At 63.0% G+C, this 20,387-nt stretch carries 19 protein-coding genes; 13 read left to right on the top strand and 6 right to left on the bottom strand.

Annotated elements, in window-relative coordinates:
- Positions 1-162 precede the first annotated feature (162 nt).
- Positions 163-1,752, top strand: coding sequence for an ABC transporter substrate-binding protein (locus tag ACX3P0_RS04655; protein WP_459086904.1), 1,590 nt, complete (start codon positions 163-165; stop codon positions 1,750-1,752).
- Positions 1,753-1,841: 89 nt separating this feature from the next.
- Positions 1,842-2,678 carry an alkaline phosphatase family protein gene (locus tag ACX3P0_RS04650; protein ID WP_459086902.1) on the top strand — a complete coding sequence of 279 codons (837 nt, stop codon included), beginning with the start codon at positions 1,842-1,844 and terminating at the stop codon, positions 2,676-2,678.
- Between the two features lie 126 nt (positions 2,679-2,804).
- Here the strand turns inward: ACX3P0_RS04650 and ACX3P0_RS04645 are convergent, their stop codons facing one another.
- From ACX3P0_RS04645 to ACX3P0_RS04630, 4 genes are all read right to left on the bottom strand, one after another.
- Positions 2,805-3,020 carry a DUF680 domain-containing protein gene (locus tag ACX3P0_RS04645; RefSeq protein WP_459086900.1) on the bottom strand — a complete coding sequence of 72 codons (216 nt, stop codon included), beginning with the start codon at positions 3,018-3,020 and terminating at the stop codon, positions 2,805-2,807.
- 407 nt (positions 3,021-3,427) lie between these two features.
- Entirely contained in the window at positions 3,428-4,150 is a 723-nt protein-coding gene (locus ACX3P0_RS04640; protein WP_459087847.1) for an MBL fold metallo-hydrolase, read from the bottom strand.
- A 14-nt stretch (positions 4,151-4,164) separates the two neighbouring features.
- Positions 4,165-5,331, bottom strand: a complete 1,167-nt coding sequence (locus ACX3P0_RS04635; RefSeq protein WP_459086899.1) for a diphosphate--fructose-6-phosphate 1-phosphotransferase — start codon at positions 5,329-5,331, stop codon at positions 4,165-4,167.
- Between the two features lie 96 nt (positions 5,332-5,427).
- On the bottom strand, positions 5,428-6,192 hold the full coding sequence (locus ACX3P0_RS04630; RefSeq protein WP_459080742.1) for a L,D-transpeptidase: 765 nt from the start codon (positions 6,190-6,192) through the stop codon (positions 5,428-5,430).
- A gap of 186 nt (positions 6,193-6,378) precedes the next feature.
- Here ACX3P0_RS04630 and ACX3P0_RS04625 point away from each other — a divergent pair, with 186 nt between their 5' ends.
- The 3 genes from ACX3P0_RS04625 to ACX3P0_RS04615 all read left to right on the top strand — a co-directional run bounded on the left by ACX3P0_RS04625 (position 6,379) and on the right by ACX3P0_RS04615 (position 9,026).
- Positions 6,379-7,002, top strand: coding sequence for a LysE family translocator (locus tag ACX3P0_RS04625; protein ID WP_459086897.1), 624 nt, complete (start codon positions 6,379-6,381; stop codon positions 7,000-7,002).
- A 148-nt stretch (positions 7,003-7,150) separates the two neighbouring features.
- Positions 7,151-8,605, top strand: a complete 1,455-nt coding sequence (xylB, locus tag ACX3P0_RS04620) for a xylulokinase (RefSeq protein ID WP_459086895.1) — start codon at positions 7,151-7,153, stop codon at positions 8,603-8,605.
- Positions 8,606-8,816: 211 nt separating this feature from the next.
- The gene (locus ACX3P0_RS04615) at positions 8,817-9,026 is read left to right on the top strand and encodes a hypothetical protein (protein ID WP_459080745.1); all 210 of its coding nucleotides are present in this window, start codon (positions 8,817-8,819) and stop codon (positions 9,024-9,026) included.
- 9 nt (positions 9,027-9,035) lie between these two features.
- On the opposite strand, the gene ACX3P0_RS04610 is transcribed toward ACX3P0_RS04615, so the two are convergent.
- Positions 9,036-10,016 carry a GlxA family transcriptional regulator gene (locus tag ACX3P0_RS04610; RefSeq protein WP_459080746.1) on the bottom strand — a complete coding sequence of 327 codons (981 nt, stop codon included), beginning with the start codon at positions 10,014-10,016 and terminating at the stop codon, positions 9,036-9,038.
- 76 nt (positions 10,017-10,092) lie between these two features.
- On the opposite strand from ACX3P0_RS04610, the gene ACX3P0_RS04605 reads away from it, so the two are divergent.
- The 7 genes from ACX3P0_RS04605 (at position 10,093) to ACX3P0_RS04575 (ending at position 18,261) form a co-directional block, all read left to right on the top strand.
- Positions 10,093-11,010, top strand: a complete 918-nt coding sequence (locus tag ACX3P0_RS04605) for a beta-keto acid cleavage family enzyme (RefSeq protein ID WP_459086893.1) — start codon at positions 10,093-10,095, stop codon at positions 11,008-11,010.
- A 28-nt stretch (positions 11,011-11,038) separates the two neighbouring features.
- Positions 11,039-11,668 carry an HD domain-containing protein gene (locus tag ACX3P0_RS04600; RefSeq protein WP_459086891.1) on the top strand — a complete coding sequence of 210 codons (630 nt, stop codon included), beginning with the start codon at positions 11,039-11,041 and terminating at the stop codon, positions 11,666-11,668.
- The gene (locus ACX3P0_RS04595; RefSeq protein WP_459086889.1) at positions 11,665-12,744 is read left to right on the top strand and encodes a carnitine 3-dehydrogenase; all 1,080 of its coding nucleotides are present in this window, start codon (positions 11,665-11,667) and stop codon (positions 12,742-12,744) included. Before ACX3P0_RS04600 ends, ACX3P0_RS04595 begins: the two co-directional genes overlap by 4 nt.
- 264 nt (positions 12,745-13,008) lie before the next feature.
- A complete protein-coding gene (locus ACX3P0_RS04590) occupies positions 13,009-14,172 on the top strand; it encodes an acyl-CoA dehydrogenase family protein (protein ID WP_459086888.1) in 1,164 nt (387 codons plus the stop codon).
- A 1-nt stretch (position 14,173) separates the two neighbouring features.
- Complete coding sequence (locus ACX3P0_RS04585) at positions 14,174-16,336, top strand: acetate--CoA ligase family protein (RefSeq protein ID WP_459086886.1); 2,163 nt, start codon at positions 14,174-14,176, stop codon at positions 16,334-16,336.
- Positions 16,329-17,111: a carnitinyl-CoA dehydratase gene (locus ACX3P0_RS04580; RefSeq protein ID WP_459086884.1), complete on the top strand. Its 783-nt coding sequence runs from the start codon at positions 16,329-16,331 to the stop codon at positions 17,109-17,111. Before ACX3P0_RS04585 ends, ACX3P0_RS04580 begins: the two co-directional genes overlap by 8 nt.
- Before the next feature lie 211 nt (positions 17,112-17,322).
- A complete protein-coding gene (locus tag ACX3P0_RS04575; RefSeq protein ID WP_459086883.1) occupies positions 17,323-18,261 on the top strand; it encodes an alpha/beta hydrolase in 939 nt (312 codons plus the stop codon).
- Positions 18,262-18,292: 31 nt separating this feature from the next.
- On the opposite strand, the gene ACX3P0_RS04570 is transcribed toward ACX3P0_RS04575, so the two are convergent.
- Positions 18,293-18,796, bottom strand: a complete 504-nt coding sequence (locus tag ACX3P0_RS04570) for a glycosyltransferase (RefSeq protein WP_459086882.1) — start codon at positions 18,794-18,796, stop codon at positions 18,293-18,295.
- 139 nt (positions 18,797-18,935) lie between these two features.
- On the opposite strand from ACX3P0_RS04570, the gene ACX3P0_RS04565 reads away from it, so the two are divergent.
- Positions 18,936-20,090, top strand: coding sequence for a PA0069 family radical SAM protein (locus tag ACX3P0_RS04565; protein ID WP_459080755.1), 1,155 nt, complete (start codon positions 18,936-18,938; stop codon positions 20,088-20,090).
- The last annotated feature ends 297 nt before the right edge of the window (positions 20,091-20,387 follow it).

Here is a 20,387-nt window from a genome sequence, read left to right as displayed (position 1 = left end):
GACGGCAAAAGCCGCGATTGAGCGTCGGAGCGACTCGAAAGCCGATCCCACTTTTCGATCCGATGCTCCAGGCGGGAGGCAGACCGTCAAATTGCTGTGATGATAGTCCGTCAAGAAGCAGCCTCGACCATAAACGACGGTTTTTCAAAAAGGGGGAACACCATGACCACCGAACTCGATCATCTTTCCCAACTCGCGGCGGCAGGCCGGATAACGCGCCGGGCCTTTCTGGGCCGGGCCGCAGCACTCGGCGTCTCGGCGGCGCTTGCCGGTTCGCTGGCCACTCGGGCCTTCGCGCAAACGCCGGTCCGGGGCGGCATCCTCAAGGCTGGCCTTCAGGGCGGCGAATCGACCAACAGCCTCGACCCCGCCCTGAACCTCAGCCAGGTTACCTTCAGCTTCGGAAAGCTGTGGGGCGAGTATCTCGTGCGGCTGACGCCCGACAACAAACTCGTCAACCTCATAGCCGAGGAGATCGGAGCGTCTTCCGACGCCAAGACATGGACGATCAAGGTGCGCGACGGCATCGAGTTCCACAATGGCAAGACCGTCAGCGCGGAGGATGTCGCAGCGACCATCGAGCGGCATGCCGACGAGAAATCCAAATCGGGCGCGCTCGGCATTCTCAAGAACATCAAGGGCGTCAAGGCGAGCGGCAAGGAAGTCATCGTCACGCTTGCCGACGCAGATGCCGATTTCCCCTATCTGATGGCCGACTACCACATCGTGATCCAGCCCAATGGCGGCAGGGACGACCCGAATGCTGGCATCTCGGCCGGCCCCTACAAGGTCAGCGTCAACCAGCCGGGCGTTCGCCACGGCGGCGAGCGCTTCGCCAATTACTGGCTCGGCGACAAGGCCGGCCATGCCGATCAGGTCGAGATCGTCGTCATCAACGACGCCACCGCCCGGCTTTCCGCCCTGCAAGGTGGCCAGGTGCATATGATCAACCGGGTCGAGCCGAAGGTGGTCGATCTGGTCAAGCGCATTTCCGGCGTGACGATCGAGAACGTGTCGGGCAAGGGCTACTATCCGTTCAACATGTTCTGCGACACCGCCCCCTTCGACAACAACGATTTGCGCATGGCGCTCAAGCTCGCCATGGACCGCGACGAACTGCTCGAGAAGATCCTGCGCGGCTACGGCTCGGTCGGCAACGACTTCCCGATCAACGAGGCCTACCCGCTGTTTTCAACCGACATCGAACAGCGCAAGTTCGATCCGGAGAAGGCCGCGGAACTCTATAAGAAGTCCGGCCACTCCGGCTCCGTCCTTCTGCGAACCTCGGACGTCGCCTTCCCCGGCGCTGTCGATGCGGCCCAGCTTTACCAGCAAAGCTGCGCCAAGGCCGGCATCAAGATCGAGATCAAGCGCGAGCCCGGCGACGGCTACTGGTCGGAAGTGTGGAACAAGAAGCCCTTCTCGCTTTCCTATTGGGGCGGCCGCGCCACGCAGGACCAGATGTATTCCACCGGCTATGTCTCGACCGCCGACTGGAACGATACCCGCTTCAAGCAGCCTGGATTCGACAAGATGCTTTTTGCCGCGCGCGGCGAACTGGACCAGGACAAGCGCCAGGCGATCTATCGCGACATGGCGATGCTGGTGCGCGACGAAGGCGGACTGATCGTGCCGTTCTTCAACCAGTTCATCGATGCCGCCGCCACCGACAAGATCAGCGGTTATGCCAAGAGCCCGATCGGCGAAATGATGGACGGCTACGCGCTTGCCGAGTGCTGGCTGAACGCCTGACACCTTCTGCCCTTTGACAGAATGGACGGAATGACGAAAGTCGTTCCGTCCATTCTATGAGGCGTGGCCCATCCTTGAGGAATACCTGAATGACGCTCGATTCGAAACTTCTCCTCATCATCCTCGACGGCGTGCCGTATCGGAACTGGCGGCGGCTGATGGGCAATCTGGAGGGCTGGGTGCAATCGGGCGAGGCAGCCGTGTGGAAGATGCGCGCGGTGCTGCCGTCGACCTCGGCGTGCTGCTATGCCTCGATCCATACCGGCGTGTCGCCGCAGGTGCACGGCATCCGCTCCAACGAGGACCGGTTTCGCGTAAGCCAACCCGACCTTTTCTCCGAAATTTCCAAAGCGGGCGGCAAGACCGGCGCGGTGACGCATTCCTACTGGTCGGAATTCTTCAACCGCTATCCGTTCGATCTTGTCGAAGACATGGAATATGACGAGCCGGGCGGACCGATCACCCATGGCCGCTTTCACACCATGACCGGCTATAACGCCCGCAACCAGATGACGCCGAGCGATGTCGACCTGTTCGCCACACTGACCATGCTGGCCAAGCGTTTTTCCATCGACTACGGCATCCTGCATACCTGTACGCTGGATTCCATGGGTCATCGCTTCGGCCACGACTGTCATGAAATGGATCATGCCGTCTACGCCATGGACGCCATGCTTGCCGCCTTCCTGCCGCGCTGGCGCGAGGCCGGCTACGAAGTGATCGTTACCGCCGACCATGGCCAGACAGATCGCGGCCATCATGGCGGCCATGACGAGGAGATGCAGGATTTCGCGCTTTATTATTTCGGGCAGGGCAAGGGACCGAAACCGGACGTGCTGCTCGACCAGTTGCAACTGGCGCCGACGATCCTCAAGCGCCTTGGCGTGCCGGTGCCGGCAACGATGAAGGCCGAGCCGTTTTTATAGAGCGTTTCGATAAAAGTAGAGAGCGGCGGGACATGCCCGCCGCTCTGTGAGGAAGTCTCCCGACACCCGGTCAATTTTCAGGGCATCAGAAGACGAAGGAAACGAAACACCGTTTCCGGTTGGATTTTAGTTGTTGCCCCAGTTCGTACGCTGGTCCTGGGGGGTCGTAGCGGCAGCCGGCTGACCGACGTAGACGCCCGGGTTTGAATTCACCGAAGACGTGTAGGTGCTGTCAACGGTGGTCGAGGACTGGGCCGACGGTGCCTTGAAATGGTCGCTCGCTGCGAAAGCGCTGCCAGCGGCAACGAGGAGAGCGGCGGTGGTGAGAGCAATGGTCTTCATTTTAAAAACTCCAGATTTCATTCCTGTCCGTCAAACGGCGTGTCTTGGGAGGAAAGCGCGTCGTTCGGACAACCCCGATGTGGGGAAGCGGTGGCGTGGTTTCCAGTCACGAAAATTTTCCGTCTGGACCAAGAGTCCGGTGGTTGAAATTGTGCGGCCGACTCCCTCCGCCACAATGTTCTTGTGCTTTTTCAATCGATTGAAGGATTGCTGTATCAATAGAGGAAAATGGTTTCCGCTCCGGTGTTCACCCCGTCCTGCACACACCGTCAACAGATAGGGACGTAAATCGGCTAAATCCTAGCCGGCGAAACTATTGAAAGGCAGGATCGCGAGCAAAATCCGCAGCTTGAGTGCCGTGGGCCGCGCCAGAATCATTTGCAAAACCAACCGATGATGCCGGCAATTTATCCGTTTCGGTCGGCGTGGCGCAGGTAATCGGTCGCGATCTCGATCATGCGTTGGCGCGAAAAACTGGGGCCATGGCCACCGTGGCCGATGCGGACTGGCAGATCGAGTAGCCGCTGCATCGTGCGCCGATAGGCGGCACGGTCGGAATCCGGCAAATCGTCCAACAGCGTATCGTCATAGATGGCGTCACCGCTGATGAACGTACCGTCCTTTTCGTCGAACAAGGCGATCGAATCCGGCGAATGGCCCGGCAGGTGCAGCACCCTGAATTGCCGGTCACCGAGGTCGACACTGTCGTCCTCGTCCAGGATGCGGGTCAGCGGTGCCGGCTCGATGCGGTAGTCGGCCGCTTTCCAGCCGGGGCGCGGCAGCTTCGAGACAGCACCCTCCAGGGTACGGAATTCGTCGGCATAGGTGGCAGCGTCGGGCATGGTCGCGAAGGCAGCAGCACTTTGCGCCGGGCCAGCGCGCTCGGCAAATTCATGCAGCGAGCCGACATGATCGAGATGGATATGGGTGGCCACGACCAGCAGCGGCTTTCCCGCCGGCGTATCGATCCGCGGCGCCAGCGGGCAGATGCCCATGCCGGTATCGACCAGCAGATCGACATCCCTGCCCCGCACATGCCAGATGTTGGCGCGCATATATGCGTGGACGAACGGCTCGGTCAGCATCGTCATGCGGTCGTCCACCGGATGCTTGCTGAACCAATTGTCCATCGTTTTGATGCCGCTCACACGAAGGGCTTGCCGACCTTGTGCTTTTCAGGAACGAGCCGCTTGAAATAGGCGAGCCCCGCTTCGGAAAGCGCGTTGGCGTCGGGCTGCATGAAATCGGCCGGCATATGGCGGGTCTTGCCGGCCACGTTTTCAAGCGGCACCTTCTTCAGCACCGTCTTGCCACCCTCATATTTCAACGCTACCGAGCCGCCGCCCTGTTCGGCAACCGTGACGGCAAAGGCGCCCGCGTCGAAGGCTTCCTGCGCGTCCACGGCGTTGATCGCACCGACATAGCCGCGCGGCATGTAGCCCAGCGCGTCGACCCGGGCACGCTTGCCCGGCAGCCCTTCGGCCAGCGCATGTTCCAAGGCTGCGGGCAGGTCGCTGCCCGACAATTTCAAATTGCCGTGCTGGTCGCGTTCCAGCTTTTCCGGCGGCACCAGGCTTTCCACCAGCGCCTTGCCGTCCGCGGTCGAGACGCCCTCCGACACCGCGACGATGCAACGGCCATGGCGGTCCAGCTTGGCGCGCACGTCGTCGATGAACTGCGCGGCCGAGAAGGCGCGCTCCGGCACGTAGATGAGATGCGGGCCGCTGTCCTCGTCCAGCCGCCAGGCGGCGGCGGCCGCCGTCAGGAAGCCTGCATGACGGCCCATGACGATGCCGACATAAATGCCGGGCAGCGCGCGAAAATCGAGATCGACCGACAGGAAGGCTCCCGCCACGAACTCCGCCGCCGAGATGAAGCCCGGTACGTGGTCGTTTTCTTCCAAATCGTTGTCGATGGTCTTGGGCGCATGCACGAAAGCCATCTTGCCGCCGGACGCTTCGGTCAGGATCTGCTGTGTGCCCGACGTATCGTTGCCACCGATATAGATGAAGGCGTCGGCGCCGACTTTCTGCAGACCCTTCAGCACGACTTCGCAATAGGCGGCATCGGGCTTGTCGCGGGTGGAACCCAGTGCGGCGCTCGGCGTGCCGGCGATCAGCCGCAGGCGGTCTTCGGGAATGGCGGAGAGATCGACATAATTGCCGTCGCGAATGCCGCGAACGCCATGGATGGAGCCAAGCACTTTTGCGCCCGGATGTTTGCGCCGGACCTCCAGCGCCGCGCCGACCATGGTCTGGTTGATGACGGCGGTTGGGCCGCCGCCCTGCGCGATGACGAATGTGCCGGACATTTTCTCTCCTCCAGATGCGGAATAACAGGCGGGTCAGCCTGTCTTGGCATCACACAACCGGGGAGGCAAGAGGCGACCGCCAGGGTCGCCGGCAGATCAGACGACGACGACCGGGTTCCTTTTCGATACCCGGCTATAAAGGTCGATGATGTCCTGGTTGATAAGCCGCACGCAGCCAGACGACATCGCCTTGCCGATCGACCACCATTCCGGCGAACCATGGATGCGATAGCCAGTGTCCTGGTTGTTCTGATAGAGGTACAGCGCGCGCGCGCCGAGCGGGTTTTCAAGGCCGCCGGGCTGGCCGCCCTGCCACTTCACCAGTTCGGGCTTGCGCTGGATCATTTCCCGCGGTGGCGTCCAGGTCGGCCATTCGCGGCCATATTGGACATTGGCGCGGCCGTTCCAGCTAAAACCGTCCTTGCCGATGCCGACGCCGTAGCGGATGGCGTCGCCGCCTTCCTGCACCAGATAGAGATGCCGCTCGGCAAGATGCACCACGATGGTCCCGGGCCGCTCGCCGGTGGGGTTGACGACGATCTGGCGGCGGAATTCCGGCTTGACCTTCTGGTAAGGCACCGCCGGCAAGACGAAACCGCCATCGGTCAGCCCGGCATACATCACGTCAGGGCTGGTAATGTGCTTGTCGACGCTGATGCTCGGCCGCATCGGGCGGATCGAGCCGGTGCTCATATTGTCCAGTTGCAGCGCGGCCATGTCGACCGTGCGCGTGCAACCGCTGGCCGCGAGCACGGCGATTGCGCCGGCACCCGATAGAATGGCGCGTCGCGAAACATGTCTTTCGGCTTCGTTCGCATCGCCCGTTTCCGGCGAAATAATCTGCTGCGGCAACTCACGCATGCCCAAACCCTAAGCTTACGGCACGGAAGCACAGTCCGGCCGGTTAGGGTATTTTCGACAATCATGGTTGATAAACCGTGAATGCATCCGCAACCCTGCAACCACAGGTGGTTCGGCCTGTATTTTTTAGGCTTTACATCTTGGCCCGGTCGAGGATTTATCCTTTCTTTTAGCAAGGAGCCGGACATGACCATCGAAACCTGGGCCGCCTTTTGTGCCGCATCGGCAATCCTTCTCGTTATTCCGGGGCCGACCATCCTGCTTGTCGTCTCCTACGCGCTTGGCCAGGGCTGGCGCATCGCCCTGCCGATGGCCATCGGCGTGGCGCTCGGCGATTTCACTGCGATGACCCTGTCGATGCTGGGGATCGGGGCGCTGCTGTCCGCTTCCGCCACCGTCTTCACCGTATTGAAGCTGGTTGGCGCAGCCTATCTGATCTATCTCGGCATCAAGCTTTTTCGAGCAGGTGGGGCGCTGCGGGCGGAACCGCGCACCGATACGGCCTCGCCCCGAAAAATGATGGCGCATGCGTGGCTCGTCACGGCGCTCAACCCGAAGAGCATCACCTTCTTCGTGGCCTTCCTGCCGCAGTTCCTCGACCGGCACGGCGATTTCTGGATCCAGATGCTGATCTTCGAGACGACGTTCCTGACGCTCGCCTTTGCGAATGCCTTCGGCTACGCGCTGGTTGCGGCGCGGGCGCGCAGGCTGGTCGGAAACGACAAGGCGATCCGCGTCTTCAACCGCACCGGCGGCACGCTGCTGGTGGGCGCGGGTATCGCCACGGTCGCCATCCGTTCAGGAAACTGACGACCGGGCGCGGTATTTTTTACGCGTCTCGAAAAAATCCGCTTGCGGCACGTTACCAGCCTCGCACTTTTGCTGGTAACGTGCCGATGGAGAATGGACGGAGCGCTAGGCGCTTCGGACCAGGGCGTCGTGATCGGAAGGAATAAGCATGTATCTGGGTCTCGATCTGGGCACGTCGGGCGTCAAGGCGCTGTTGATCGACGCGTCGCAAAAAATTGTCGGCGCGGGCCACGCATCGCTCGAAGTCTCGCGCCCGCATCCCGGCTGGTCGGAACAGGACCCGTCCGACTGGATCGACGCCTGCGAGGCGGCAATTGCCGAACTCAAGGCTGCGCACGCCAGCGAACTGGCGGCGGTCGAAGGCATCGGCCTGTCCGGGCAGATGCACGGCGCGACGCTGCTGGACACAAGCGACACGGTGCTGCGGCCCTGCATCCTGTGGAACGATACGCGCAGCCACAAGGAGGCCGCCGAACTCGACGCCGATCCGCGCTTTCGCACTATTACCGGCAATATCGTCTTCCCCGGCTTCACCGCGCCCAAGCTTTTGTGGGTGAAAAACAACGAGCCGGCGATCTTCGCCAAGGTGGCCAAAGTGCTGCTGCCAAAAGACTTCCTGCGGCTGTGGCTGACCGGCGAATATATTTCGGAAATGTCAGACGCCGCCGGCACCGCGTGGCTCGACACGGGCAAGCGGCGCTGGTCGCCCGAAATACTGGCGGCGACCTCGCTCGACGAAGACAACATGCCGAAGCTGGTCGAGGGCACGCAACAAGCCGGTGCGTTGCGCGCCGGGCTTGCCGCCAAATGGGGCATGAAGGCCGGCATTCCCATCGCTGGCGGGGCTGGCGACAATGCGGCGTCGGCCTGCGGCATGGGCACGGTCGGCGAAGGCCACGCCTTCGTTTCGCTGGGCACGTCGGGCGTGCTGTTTGCCGCCAACGGCGCTTACCTGCCCAACCCGGCAAGCGCCGTGCACACCTTCTGTCATGCGTTGCCAAACACATGGCACCAGATGGGCGTCATCCTGTCGGCAACGGATTCGCTGAACTGGCTGTCGGAGATCACCGGCAAGGACGCCGGCGCGCTTACCGACGAACTCGGGCCTTCGCTGAAGGCACCGACCGGCGTTTCGTTCCTGCCCTATCTGTCGGGCGAACGAACGCCCTACAACGATTCCGCCATTCGCGGCTCCTTCACCGGGCTCGGCCATGAATCCAGCCGCGCGGTGCTGACGCAGGCCGTGCTGGAGGGTGTCGCTTTCGCCTTCCGCGACAGCCTTGAGGCGCTGGCAACGGCCGGCACAAAGCTTGAGCGCGTGACGGCTATCGGCGGCGGCTCGCGCTCACGCTATTGGCTGAAGGCTATTGCCACCGCACTTGGCGTCCCGGTCGATATTCCCGCCGACGGCGATTTCGGGGCGGCTTTCGGGGCCGCGCGCCTTGGCCTGATCGCGGCGACCGGCGCCGATCCGCTAAGCGTCTGCACCGCGCCCGAAATCGATGAAACGATTGAGCCGGATACCGCTCTGGGCGCTGCCTATGCCGACGCCTATCAGCGCTACCGCGCGCTTTATCCCGCCATCAAAGGCGTCGCCTCGTAAGCATCGGATTATCGCGAGAGAGTTTCGCCACTCCCCGGATCAACCGGTGCGTGTGAAAACACGGCAACGCAATCGGCGTTTCGCCGCGAGGCTTGGCCGGGCAAAATTTTGTCACAGGCCGCCCCTCAATCGCCTAGGTCTCGCCTTCATGCAGCCGTCACGGACCTCGTATAGTCTGGCCATGAAATCAACCGGAAGATGGAGGCGAATAATGCATAACGAACGCGAAATCGACGCCCTGCTTTCGCAGGACGACGCCGGATCGATTTTCGACAAGTTGATGGCGCTGCCGCGTCCCGCTGAACAGACCCAAACCGGCAACGAATGGGATCGGGCCGTTGCAAGCCGTTTCCAGACCCACCTCGTAAAGCAGATGCGTATGGCCATCGATGGCGGCGAAATTCACCGCAGCGCCGCCTGAATCCTGCACTTACCCCCGCCGTAACCTGATCGGCGCTTCACCGAAAGCCCGCGCAAACGCCCTGGAAAAACCCGCGGCGGACGAAAATCCCGTCCGCCCGGCGATGTCGGCCATGGCGATGCGCGTATCCACCACCAGCCGCCGCGCCGCGTTCAGGCGCAGCCGCAGATAATACGCGCCGGGCGTCTCGCCGATGGACTTTCGAAAGATGCTTTCGAGGGTTCGCGGCGTAACGCCGGTGCGCTTGGCAATGGTGGCGATGGTCAGCGGCTGGTCGATATGCGCCTCCATCAGCCGGATCGCCTGCGCCAGCCTTGGATCGTAGCCGTCGAGGCGGCCGAGCGACACCAGCGGCTGCGCGTCGGTTGCGGCGCGCGCCTGATCGTAGATGAAGACGCTTGCCACATCGAGCGCCACCGCCATGCCGAGGCGTGAGCGGATCAGGTGCAACATCAGGTCGAAGGTCGGCGATGCGCCGCCCGAGGTGAACACTGGCCCGTCGATGACATAGCGGTCAGGGCGCACGTCTACGCCCGGAAAGGCCGCCGAAAAATCCTCCATGTCCTCCCAGTGCGTGGTGGCCGCGCGCCCTTCGAGCAGGCCGGCGCGCGCCACCAGCCAGGTGCCGGCCTCGACCCCGCCGCAGGCACGGGCCATGCGGGCGGCGCGCCGCATGCCGGCAAGCAGCGCCGCCGTGGCGTAGTTCTGCGTGCCGAAGCCGGCGACCACGACCAGCATGTCGGTCGCCGCCGCGGCATCGAAGCGTCCGCTGACCGCCACCGGCAAACCGCAGGTGGTGACCGGCGCTTCGCCCGTCACCGAAACCAGCTTGAAATCGAACAGCGTCTCGCCCGCGATGCGGTTGGCCGCGCGCAGCGGATCGACCGCCGACGCCACGCACATGATGGATGAACCGGAAAATACCAGCAGCGTCACCTTCAGCGGCGCATGCTCGGTGCGAAAGATTGTCGGCTTTTCGCTTTTGGCCATATGCCTTTCGTAAATCGCAAAGCACTTTGCCGCAAGTGGCGCAATGATCGTGTTCTGATTGGATAGGGAGAGAAAAATGCCGCTGGCCATGAACCGTGAGGTTTTCATTACCTGTGCCGTGACGGGTTCCGGCGGGTCGCAGGACCGCAGCCCGCATGTGCCGCGTTCGCCCAAGCAAATTGCCGATTCGGCGATCGAGGCGGCCAAAGCGGGGGCTGCCATCGTCCACTGCCATGTGCGCGATCCCGAGACCGGCAAGCCCAAGCGCGACGTGCATCTCTACCGTGAAGTGACCGAGCGCATCCGCGCGGCGGACGTCGACGTGGTGCTGAACCTGACCGCCGGCATGGGCGGCGACATGGTGTTTGGCCCGGTCGAATCCCCGCTGCCGCTCAGCGAAAAGGGCACCGACATGGGCGGCGCGACCAACCGCATGGAGCATGTGCGCCAGTGCCTGCCGGAGATCTGCACGCTCGACTGCGGCACCATGAATTTCAACGAAGCCGATTACGTCATGACCAACACGCCCGGCATGCTGCGCGCCATGGGCGGCATGATGACGAAGCTCGGCGTCAAGCCGGAGATCGAGGCCTTCGACACCGGTCATCTCTGGTTCGCCAAGCAGTTGGTAGAGGAAAAAGTGCTCGACGCCGACGCGCTGGTTCAACTGTGCATGGGCGTGCCGTGGGGCGCGCCGAACGACCTCAACACCTTCATGGCGATGGTCAACAACGTGCCATCGACCTGGAACTGGTCAGCCTTCACCATCGGCCGCGAACAGATGGCCTATGTCGCCGCCTCGGTGCTGGCGGGCGGCAATGTCCGCGTCGGGCTGGAGGACAATCTGTGGCTGGAAAAAGGCGTTCTCGCCACCAACGCGCAACTGGTCGAACGCGCCGTCGGCATCGTGGAAAACATGGGCGCACGCGTGATCGGCCCGGAGGAAGTCCGCAAGAAGCTGAACCTGACCAAACGCGCGCCGCTCGCGGCGTAAGCGCAGCGGACAACGGGGAGGAACAAAGATGGAAACCGTTAAATTCACCGCGATGAAGGATGGCGACCGCGAGGATTACGCCTTTCTGACCGAGCATGAGACCGATTTTGCCGCCAAGACCGGCGAACGCCTGCTCGACGCATTAGTGAAACTCGATCAGGGCCTGTCCGGCTACAAGATCACCCGGCTCGGCCACTCGCTGCAGGCGGCGACGCGCGCCTGGCGCGACGGGGCCGATACCGACTGGATCGCCTGCGCGCTGCTGCACGACATCGGCGACATCTACGCGCCCTACAACCACGACGAATACGCCGCCGCGATCCTGAAACCTTTCGTGCGCGAGCAATGCACCTGGGTGGTGGAAAAGCATGGCGATTTCCAGCGCCTCTATTACGCCCAGCACACCGGCGGCAATCCGCATGCGCGCGACCGCTTTGCGGGTCACGCCTACTACGACGATTGCGATCAGTTTTGCGAACGCTGGGACCAGACCAGTTTCGACCCCGACTACGACACGCTGCCGATCGAATTCTTCGCGCCTTTCGCGCTCGAAGTGTTTGCGCGCAAGGCCTACGACCCGGCGGTGATCCGCGCGGGCGAGCGCGTGCCGCTCATTGATCCGGAAACAGCCAAACAGAGAAGCGGAGCCTCGGCATGACACTCATCACCAAAGCGGCCACCATCGGTGGCGGCGTTATCGGCGCGGGCTGGGCAGCGCGCCTGCTGCTCAACGGCATCGACGTTTCGATCTTCGACCCCGATCCGGAAGCCGCGCGTAAAGTTTCGGAAGTGATGAAGGGCGCGCGGCGCGCCTATAAGCAGATGGTGCCGACCGGTCTGCCCAAGGAAGGCAAGCTGACCTTCGCAAAAACCATCGCGGAAGCGGTAGCCGACGCTGATTTCATCCAGGAAAGCGTGCCGGAGCGGCTCGACCTCAAGCACAAGGTGCTGGCCGAGATCGATCTTCATGCGCCTGCCAACGCCATCATCGGCTCGTCCACTTCCGGCATCAAGCCGAGCGACATGCAGGTGGCGATGAAGAAGCACCCCGAGCGGCTGGTCGTCGGCCACCCGTTCAATCCCGTCTACCTGCTACCTCTGGTTGAGGTCGTCGGCGGCCAGCAGACGTTTCCGGAAGCCATCGAGGTGGCCAAGGAAATGTATGCCTCCATCGGCATGAAGCCGGTGGTCATCCGCAAGGAAATCGAAGCCTTCGTCGGCGACCGCCTGCTGGAAGCGGCATGGCGCGAGGCGCTGTGGCTGATCAAGGATGGCATCTGCACCGTCGAGGAACTGGACGACATCATGCGCTATGGCTTCGGCCTGCGCTGGGCGCAGATGGGCATGTTCCAGGTCTACCGCGTCGCTGGCGGCGAAGCCGGCATGCGCCACTTCATGGCGCAGTTCGGGCCGTGCCTGAAATGGCCGTGGACCAAGCTGATGGACGTGCCCGAATTCAACGACGAACTGGTCGACCTGATCGCCACGCAGTCGGACGAGCAGTCCGACAAATGGTCGATCCGCGAACTGGAAAAGATCCGCGACGACAATCTGGTCGCCATCATGGATGCGCTGTCCAAGCAGAACAAGGGCAAGGGCTGGGGCGCCGGCGCGCTGCACAAGGACTACACCAAGCAACTCGCCAAGCAGGCCGCCAGCAAGGTGTCGAAGGCAGCCGAAAAGGCCAAGGCTGACAAGCCGAAGAAGAAGACAGCGGGTAAGAAGAAGGCCTGAGGCCATGAACCCCGTCGTGCGTCCTTCGAGGCTCGCTGCGCTCGCACCTCAGGATGAGGGAGGTTGTACAAGCCGCTCTACTCCAAGGTGCGACGTGATTTCTGCGGTCCTGCCGCGCACGACGCTACTTATCTTAAGGAGCACACGCCGCCTGATGGCGCATGTCTCTTCGCCCAGAAATGTCGCACGCAACCTCCCTCATCCTGAGGTGCGAGCGCAGCGAGCCTCGAAGGACGCACAACCAACCTTACAGGTGAAATAGCCATGGATTTCGGTCTTTCGGAAGAACAGCAGCTTATCGTCGACACCACGCGCGCCTTTGTTGAGAACGAGCTTTATCCGCATGAGCTTGAGGTGGAGCGCTCCGGCCATCTGCCGATGGAACTCATCAAGGAGTTGCAGGCCAAGGCGATTGCCGCCGGCCTTTACGCCGCCAACATGCCGGAAGATGTCGGCGGCGCCGGCCTCGATACGCTCACCTGGCTGCTTTACGAGAAGGAGCTTGGCCGGGCCAATTACGCACTGCACTGGACCTGCGTGGCGCGCCCGTCCAATATCCTGCTCGCCGGCACGCCGGAGCAGCGCGAGAAATATTTGTTCCCGTGCATTCGCGGCGAGAAATGGGACTGCCTCGCCATGACCGAGCCGGGTGCGGGCTCCGATTTGCGCGGCATGAAGGCAAGTGCTGTACAGGACGGCGACGACTTCATCCTCAACGGCACCAAGCATTTCATCAGCCATGCCGACATCGCCGATTTCGCCATCTGCTTCATGGCCACCGGCGAAGAGGAAACGACTCGCGGCAAGCGCAAGAGGATCACCGCGTTCTTCGTCGACAAGGGCACGCCCGGCTTCAACGTGCGCGACGGTTATCGCAACGTCTCGCATCGCGGCTACACCAACGCCATCCTCGAATTCGACGACTGCCGTATCCCGAAAGAACAGGTGTTGGGCGAGGTCCACAAGGGCTTTGAAGTCGCCAATTCATGGTTGGGGGCGACGCGCCTGCAGGTCGGCGCAACCTGCCTTGGCCGCGCCGAGCGCGCGCTTGGCCACTCCATCGAATACGCCGCCCAGCGCCAGCAATTCGGCCAGCAGATCGGCAAATTCCAGGGAGTTTCCTTCAAGCTCGCCGACATGGCGATGGAGTTGAAGGCGGCCAATCTGCTCGTCTTCGAGGCGGGCTGGAAATACGACCAGGGCACCGTCACCGAGGAAGACATGTCGATGGCCAAGCTCAAGGCCACCGAAATGCTGGCCTTCGTCGCCGACGAGGCGATCCAGATTCATGGCGGCATGGGCCTGATGGACGACCTGCCGCTGGAGCGCATCTGGCGCGACGCCCGCGTCGAGCGCATTTGGGAAGGGACTTCCGAAATCCAGAGGCACATCATTTCGCGGTCGCTGCTGCGGGCGGTGGGCGGCTGACATGCATCGTCTTGACCGTCTCCTGCGCCCGAAATCGATCGCCGTCATCGGCGGTGGCGCGTTCGGCACCAATGTCGTCGAGCAGTGCCTGAAAATGGGCTATGCTGGCGACATCTGGCCGGTGCATCCGAGCCGCCCGGACGTACATGGCGTACCCGCGTTCAAGTCGGTCGCGGACCTGCCCAGCGCACCCGACGCCGCCTTCGTCGCGGTCAATCGCAATCTTACCATCGACATCATCCGGCAACTGGCTGAGCGCGGCACCGGCGGCGCGATATGCTTTGCGGCCGGCTTCCTCGAAACCGGCAATGACGACGCCGAGGGCGAAGGCCTGCAACGCGAACTGGTGCGGGCCGCAGGCTCCATGCCGATCATCGGACCGAACTGCTACGGGCTGATCAACTATGCCGACGGCGCGCTGTTGTGGCCCGACCAGCATGGCGGCAAGCGGCTGGACCCCGGCGAACGCGGCGTCGCCATCATCACGCAATCGTCCAACATCGCTTGCAACCTGACCATGCAGGCGCGCGGCCTGCCCCTCGCCTTCCTGATGACCGCCGGCAACCAGGCGCAGACCGGCCTGTCGGAAATGGCGCTCGGGCTGATCGAGGACGAACGCGTTACCGCACTTGGCCTGCATATCGAGGGGTTCGACTCGGTCGCCGGCTTCGAAAAGCTCGCCGCTCGCGCACGAAAGCTGAAAAAGCCGATCGTCGCGATGAAAGTTGGTCGCTCAGAGCAGGCGCGCGCGGCCACCATCTCGCACACCGCCTCGCTGGCCGGTTCCGATGCCGGCTCGGAAGCGTTCCTGAAGCGACTGGGCATAGCGCGCGTCAATTCTGTTCCCGCCTTCCTCGAAACCCTGAAGCTGCTGCACGCCATCGGCCCGCTATCGGGCGGAAAACTGTCGTCGATGAGCTGTTCCGGCGGCGAAGCCTCGGTGATGGCCGACACGGCGGAAGGCCGCACGGCCTTCTTCCCCGCTCTCACGGAAACCCACCGGGCCCGCGTGAAAGAATCGCTCGGGCCACTGGTCGCCGTGGCCAACCCGCTCGACTACAACACCTTCATCTGGAACGACGAACCGGCGATGACCGCGACCTTTGACGCTATGGCGTCCGGCGGCTTCGACCTCAACCTGCTGGTGCTGGATTTCCCGCGCACGGATCGCTGTTCGGATGCCGACTGGTGGACCACGGTGAACGCTTTCGAGGCGGCGCTGAAGGCAAACAACGCCAAGGGCGCCATCGTCGCCTCGATGCTGGAGAACTTGCCGGAAGCCCATGCGGTCGACCTGCTGCGGCGCGGCATCGTGCCTATCCACGGTATCGTCGAGGCCTTCGATGCGGCGGAAGCGGCGGCGTTTATTGGTGGGGCGTGGGCGCGACCTTCCTCGCCCCCCATAGGGGGGAGAGGTGCCGAGCGAAGCGAGGCGGAGAGGGGGACGGCTGATACCCATCGCCCTCCCCGTCTCGAGCTACCGCCATCGACACCTCTCCCCCCGATGGGGGGTGAGGAAAAGAGCCAGGTCAACGAAGCCGCCGCGAAGGCGATGCTACGTCAGGCCGGCCTGCCCGTACCGAATGGACTGGAAGCTTCCTCGACCGACGAGGCGGTCGCGGCAGCGCACGAGTTGGGCTTTCCGGTCGCGCTAAAAGCGCTCGGCGTTGCGCACAAGAGCGAACTTGGCGCGGTGGTGCTCAATCTGCGCGACGAAGGCGCGGTGCGCGAAGCAGCGCACCGGCTGATCGGCCTGGGTTCCGGCCTCTATGTCGAGCGCATGGTTCAGGGCGGTGTTGCGGAACTGATCGTCGGCTTCACGCGCGATCCGGTGTTCGGACCCACCATGACCCTGGGCAGCGGCGGCGTGCTGGTCGAACTGCTCAAGGACAGCGCCACCGTGCTGTTGCCGGCGACGCGCGCGGATATCGATGCCGCACTGCGGGGCCTGAAACTGTTCCCGCTGCTCGACGGCTATCGCGGCCGGGAAAAAGCCGATCTCGCGGCGGCCATCGACGCCATTGCCGGCATCACCGCGTTCGTCGGAAAGCATGCCGACGCGCTGGAAGAACTGGATATCAACCCGCTCATCGTCTGCGCGCAGGGCAAGGGCGCCTGGATCGCCGACGCGTTACTGGTTCTTGGGGAGAAAGAAAATGTCTGACGTCATCACCACGCGCCGCGAGGGCTCGATCCTCGAAGTCACGCTCGACCGGCCCAAGGCCAACGCCATCGACCTGAAGACCTCGCGGCTGATGGGCGAAACTTTTAGAGCCTTCCGCGACGACCCCGACCTGCGCGTCGCCATCGTAAAGACCGCCGGCGACAAATTCTTCTGCGCCGGTTGGGACCTGAAGGCGGCAGCAGGCGGCGACGCGGTCGATGGCGACTACGGCGTCGGCGGCTTTGCCGGCCTGCAGGAACTGCGCGACCTCAACAAGCCGGTCATCGCCTGCGTCAACGGCATGGCGGTCGGCGGCGGTTTTGAACTGGCGCTGTCCTGCGACCTCATCTTCGCGTCGGACCACTCGTCCTTCGCGCTGCCGGAAATCAAAGCCGGCACGCTGGCGGACGCGGCGACGATCAAGCTGCCCAAGCGCATTCCTTATCACGTCGCCATGGACCTTCTGCTCACGGGCCGCTGGATGGATGTGGCGGAAGCGCATCGCTGGGGTCTGGTCAACGAGGTGCTGCCCGCCGACAAGCTCGAGGAGCGCGTCTGGGAGATCGCACGCCTGCTGGCAGGCGGTCCACCGCTGGTCTTCGCCGCCATCAAGGAGACGGCGCGCGTGGCCGAAGCGCTGACCTTCCAGGACGCCATGAACAAGGTGACGAGAAGGCAGCTGCCGACGGTGGACGCGCTCTATGGCTCCGACGACAATATGGAAGGTTTTCGCGCTTTCGCGGAAAAGCGCGAGCCGGTTTGGAAGGGGAAGTAGGGCTTCAGCGGAAATGACAGCGCTCTACGTTGCCCCCTCTGGCCTGCCGGCCATCTCCCCCGCGAGGGGGGAGATCATGCGCTCGGGTGTCCCCGCCAACTTCCAAAGTTGCAGAATGAACGGAAGAGGCGCGGCCAGGTGATCTCCCCCCTCGCGGGGGAGATGGCCGGCAGGCCAGAGGGGGGCGCGACGGAGCGCAAATCTATCGACCATGACCGACTATAAGAAACTCATCGATGCGGAAACCTGGGCCTTCATCGAGCGCACCAATTCCTATTATCCGCCCGACACGGTCGACTACACGATTGCCCGGCAGCGCGAGATTTACGACCGCATGTGTCGGGAATTCTTCGCCGGCTACCCGGACGGCGTCAGCGCGCAGACGACTTCCATTGCCACGCCGGCGCACGAAATTCCGATCCGCATCTATAAAAGCAGCCAATCACCGGCGACCATCGTTCTCTATTTTCACGGCGGTGGCTTCATCCTCGGTGGCCTCGACAGCCATGACGATGTCTGCGCCGAGCTTTGCGCCCGCACCGGCTATGAGGTCGTGTCGGTCGATTACCGCCTCGCGCCGGAACATCTGCATCCCGCCGCCTTCGACGATGCGCTGGCGGCGTTCCAATGGGCGCTGGCAACATATACGCAGCCGGTCCTTTTGTGTGGCGACAGCGCCGGCGGCAATCTGACGGCTGCCGTGTCCCACGCCAAGCGCGGGCACCGCCGCCCTCCGATCGGACAGGTGCTGATCTATCCCGGTCTTGGCGGCGACCCGACGAAGGGCTCTTATGTGACCCACGCCGAAGCGCCAATGCTGACCTTGCGAGACCTTGAATTCTACAAGGACGCCCGCACCGGCGGCGCCGATGTCTCCCGCGACATCACCTATACACCGCTGAAGGATGTGGATTTCGCCGACCTACCGCCGACCGTCATCATCACAGCCCAATGCGACCCGCTGTCGAGCGATGGCGAAGCCTATGGCGTGCGCCTGCTTGCCGCCGGCGGCAAGGCTTTCTGGCATGAAGAACCCGGCCTGGTTCACGGCTATCTGCGTGCGCGCCATAGCGTGGGCCGGGCGCGTGAAAGCTTCAGCCGCATCGCCGATGCGGTCGCCGTGCTGGGCAAAGGCGAGTGGGCCTGGTGAGGCAGCCGCGATAAGCGGATAGTCCGCCGCTTTACTTCGGCGCGGCCGGCCAGATTTCGGCCCGCAGCGTCCTTACGGCCAGCCCCCGCGCAAGGGCCTCTGCGGTGGAGGCTCTCTTCGACAATACGACTGCCTGCCGCTTGAGGATCAAAAGCCCTTGAGCGAGCGCATGCGGATGCCAGAAGCGGCGCGACAAGAACGGTGCCCGGCTGCCCTTTGCCCTTGAAAACCGTGCGCTCGCCGTCAGTCTTGCCGCATGCCCGACCACGCTTTCGGTCCAGCCTTCGGCAAGCCGTGCGCCCGGCTCAAGCAGCAGCACCCATTCGTCGCTTATCGTGTCCAGGCCCGCCGAAAGCCCGCCTGCCACCAGGACGCAGCCCGCATGATCGGCTATTTCGCGCGTTCGGTCCGTCGAGCCCTTGTCACAAACGATCACCTTGCGCACGACGCCCTCGACCGAGCCGCCGACCAGCGAGGCAAGCGTGCGCGCCAGCCCCTCCTCGTCATTTTCCGTCTCGATAATCACACTGAGCATGCGTCCCGCATAGCCGAAGGGCGTGCGCGGCGCTAGCTTCGAGTTAAAGTTCTTGATTTGTTCTCATTTCAGGGATAGGAATAATTTCATGATAACAGCGATTCGCCAAACAGAAGACAACCCTTTCGAGAGGGCGAAAATGGAACAGATCGCGCGCGCGGACATTGCAGCCTTTGGGGTTGGAAGAGCAGAGATGGCCAATGCGATGATCGAACAGAGCGGAATGCGGGTGCGGCCGGACCGCAATCGCGGCCGTGCAGCCGGGATCAATCCGTCGGGCCGCTTTGAGCCGGTCAGCCGTCATGTCTTCGATGATGGCTGGGAATCGCTGGAGGAATTGCCGCCGTTCAAGACGGAGGTTCAGGTGGAAAAGCCGCGCACCATCATCACGCGCAACTCCTCTCCCGACATTTCCTTCGACCGCTCGATCAATCCCTATCGCGGTTGCGAACATGGCTGCGTCTATTGCTTCGCACGGCCCACGCACAGCTTCATGGGTCTTTCGCCGGGACTGGATTTCGAATCGAAGCTGTTCGCCAAACCGGACGCCGCGCGCCTGCTGGACAAGGAATTGTCGAAGGAAGGCTACCAGCCGCGCACCATCGCCATCGGCACCAATACCGATCCCTACCAGCCGATCGAGAAACAGTACCGCATCATGCGAGAAATCCTCGAAGTGCTAGAGGCGCGCGGCCACCCGGTCGGCATCGTGACGAAGTCGGCAATGGTCACCCGCGACATCGACATTCTGGCGCGCATGGCCGAGCGCGGACTAGCCAAGGTGGCGCTGTCGGTGACGACGCTGGACCGCATGCTGGCGCGCACGATGGAACCGCGCGCCTCGACCCCGACCAAGCGGCTGGAAGCGATAAGGCAGCTTTCAGATGCGGGCATCCCGGCTTCTGTGATGGTCGCGCCGATCATCCCCGGTCTTACCGATCCGGAGATGGAGCGCATCCTGGACTCGGCGCGGGCCGCCGGCGCGCGCGAGGCGGGCTATGTCGTGCTGCGCCTGCCGCTGGAAGTGGCGCCGATCTTCAAGGATTGGCTGCTGCGCCATTACCCGGATCGCTACCGGCATGTCATGTCGCTGATCCGCTCGATGCGCGACGGCAAGGATTACGATTCGGAGTGGGGCAAGCGCATGAAGGGCGCCGGTCCCTATGCCTGGCAGATCGGCCGGCGCTTCGAGATTGCCGCCAAGCGGCTCGGCCTGAATGTGGAAAGGCGAACGCTGCGGACCGACCAGTTCGTCGCGTCGGTGAAGGAGAATGCGCAATTGATGCTGCTTTGACGGGTTCGCGCCCGTCGATAGGCATTGCTCGAAAGCAATCCGTCCGGCCCTCCCCGGCCTCAAGACGGCCCCTCCCGCCCGTCCCCCCAACGGGTTGGGAGGGATTTGCGGAGAACCGGATCTGCCGCAAGCCTCGCCGCAACCTGGCTTGCCCGATCCGGTTCTCCGTTTTTCTTTGAATAAGTGTGTACTTGAACAGCAAAAAGCCCGCCGGAGGTTTATCTGGCGGGCTTTTATGATTTGGTTGCGGGGGTTGGATTTGAACCAACGACCTTCAGGTTATGAGCCTGACGAGCT

Source organism: Mesorhizobium sp. A556 (genome assembly GCF_054489545.1).
This window is presented reverse-complemented; position numbering and strand designations above follow the sequence as displayed.

Excerpts from the sequence above, each read along its gene's own strand:
- ACX3P0_RS04610 (WP_459080746.1), bottom strand. The coding sequence starts at position 10,016 with ATGGCCAAAAGCGAAAAGCCGACAATCTTTCGCACCGAGCATGCGCCG.
- ACX3P0_RS04585 (WP_459086886.1), top strand. The coding sequence starts at position 14,174 with ATGCATCGTCTTGACCGTCTCCTGCGCCCGAAATCGATCGCCGTCATC.
- ACX3P0_RS04595 (WP_459086889.1), top strand. The coding sequence starts at position 11,665 with ATGACACTCATCACCAAAGCGGCCACCATCGGTGGCGGCGTTATCGGC.
- ACX3P0_RS04635 (WP_459086899.1), bottom strand. The coding sequence starts at position 5,331 with ATGTCCGGCACATTCGTCATCGCGCAGGGCGGCGGCCCAACCGCCGTC.
- ACX3P0_RS04640 (WP_459087847.1), bottom strand. The coding sequence starts at position 4,150 with ATGGACAATTGGTTCAGCAAGCATCCGGTGGACGACCGCATGACGATG.
- ACX3P0_RS04580 (WP_459086884.1), top strand. The coding sequence starts at position 16,329 with ATGTCTGACGTCATCACCACGCGCCGCGAGGGCTCGATCCTCGAAGTC.
- ACX3P0_RS04615 (WP_459080745.1), top strand. The coding sequence starts at position 8,817 with ATGCATAACGAACGCGAAATCGACGCCCTGCTTTCGCAGGACGACGCC.
- ACX3P0_RS04575 (WP_459086883.1), top strand. The coding sequence starts at position 17,323 with ATGACCGACTATAAGAAACTCATCGATGCGGAAACCTGGGCCTTCATC.
- ACX3P0_RS04645 (WP_459086900.1), bottom strand. The coding sequence starts at position 3,020 with ATGAAGACCATTGCTCTCACCACCGCCGCTCTCCTCGTTGCCGCTGGC.
- ACX3P0_RS04565 (WP_459080755.1), top strand. The coding sequence starts at position 18,936 with ATGGAACAGATCGCGCGCGCGGACATTGCAGCCTTTGGGGTTGGAAGA.
- ACX3P0_RS04600 (WP_459086891.1), top strand. The coding sequence starts at position 11,039 with ATGGAAACCGTTAAATTCACCGCGATGAAGGATGGCGACCGCGAGGAT.
- xylB (WP_459086895.1), top strand. The coding sequence starts at position 7,151 with ATGTATCTGGGTCTCGATCTGGGCACGTCGGGCGTCAAGGCGCTGTTG.
- ACX3P0_RS04590 (WP_459086888.1), top strand. The coding sequence starts at position 13,009 with ATGGATTTCGGTCTTTCGGAAGAACAGCAGCTTATCGTCGACACCACG.
- ACX3P0_RS04650 (WP_459086902.1), top strand. The coding sequence starts at position 1,842 with ATGACGCTCGATTCGAAACTTCTCCTCATCATCCTCGACGGCGTGCCG.
- ACX3P0_RS04630 (WP_459080742.1), bottom strand. The coding sequence starts at position 6,192 with ATGCGTGAGTTGCCGCAGCAGATTATTTCGCCGGAAACGGGCGATGCG.
- ACX3P0_RS04625 (WP_459086897.1), top strand. The coding sequence starts at position 6,379 with ATGACCATCGAAACCTGGGCCGCCTTTTGTGCCGCATCGGCAATCCTT.
- ACX3P0_RS04570 (WP_459086882.1), bottom strand. The coding sequence starts at position 18,796 with ATGCTCAGTGTGATTATCGAGACGGAAAATGACGAGGAGGGGCTGGCG.
- ACX3P0_RS04605 (WP_459086893.1), top strand. The coding sequence starts at position 10,093 with ATGCCGCTGGCCATGAACCGTGAGGTTTTCATTACCTGTGCCGTGACG.
- ACX3P0_RS04655 (WP_459086904.1), top strand. The coding sequence starts at position 163 with ATGACCACCGAACTCGATCATCTTTCCCAACTCGCGGCGGCAGGCCGG.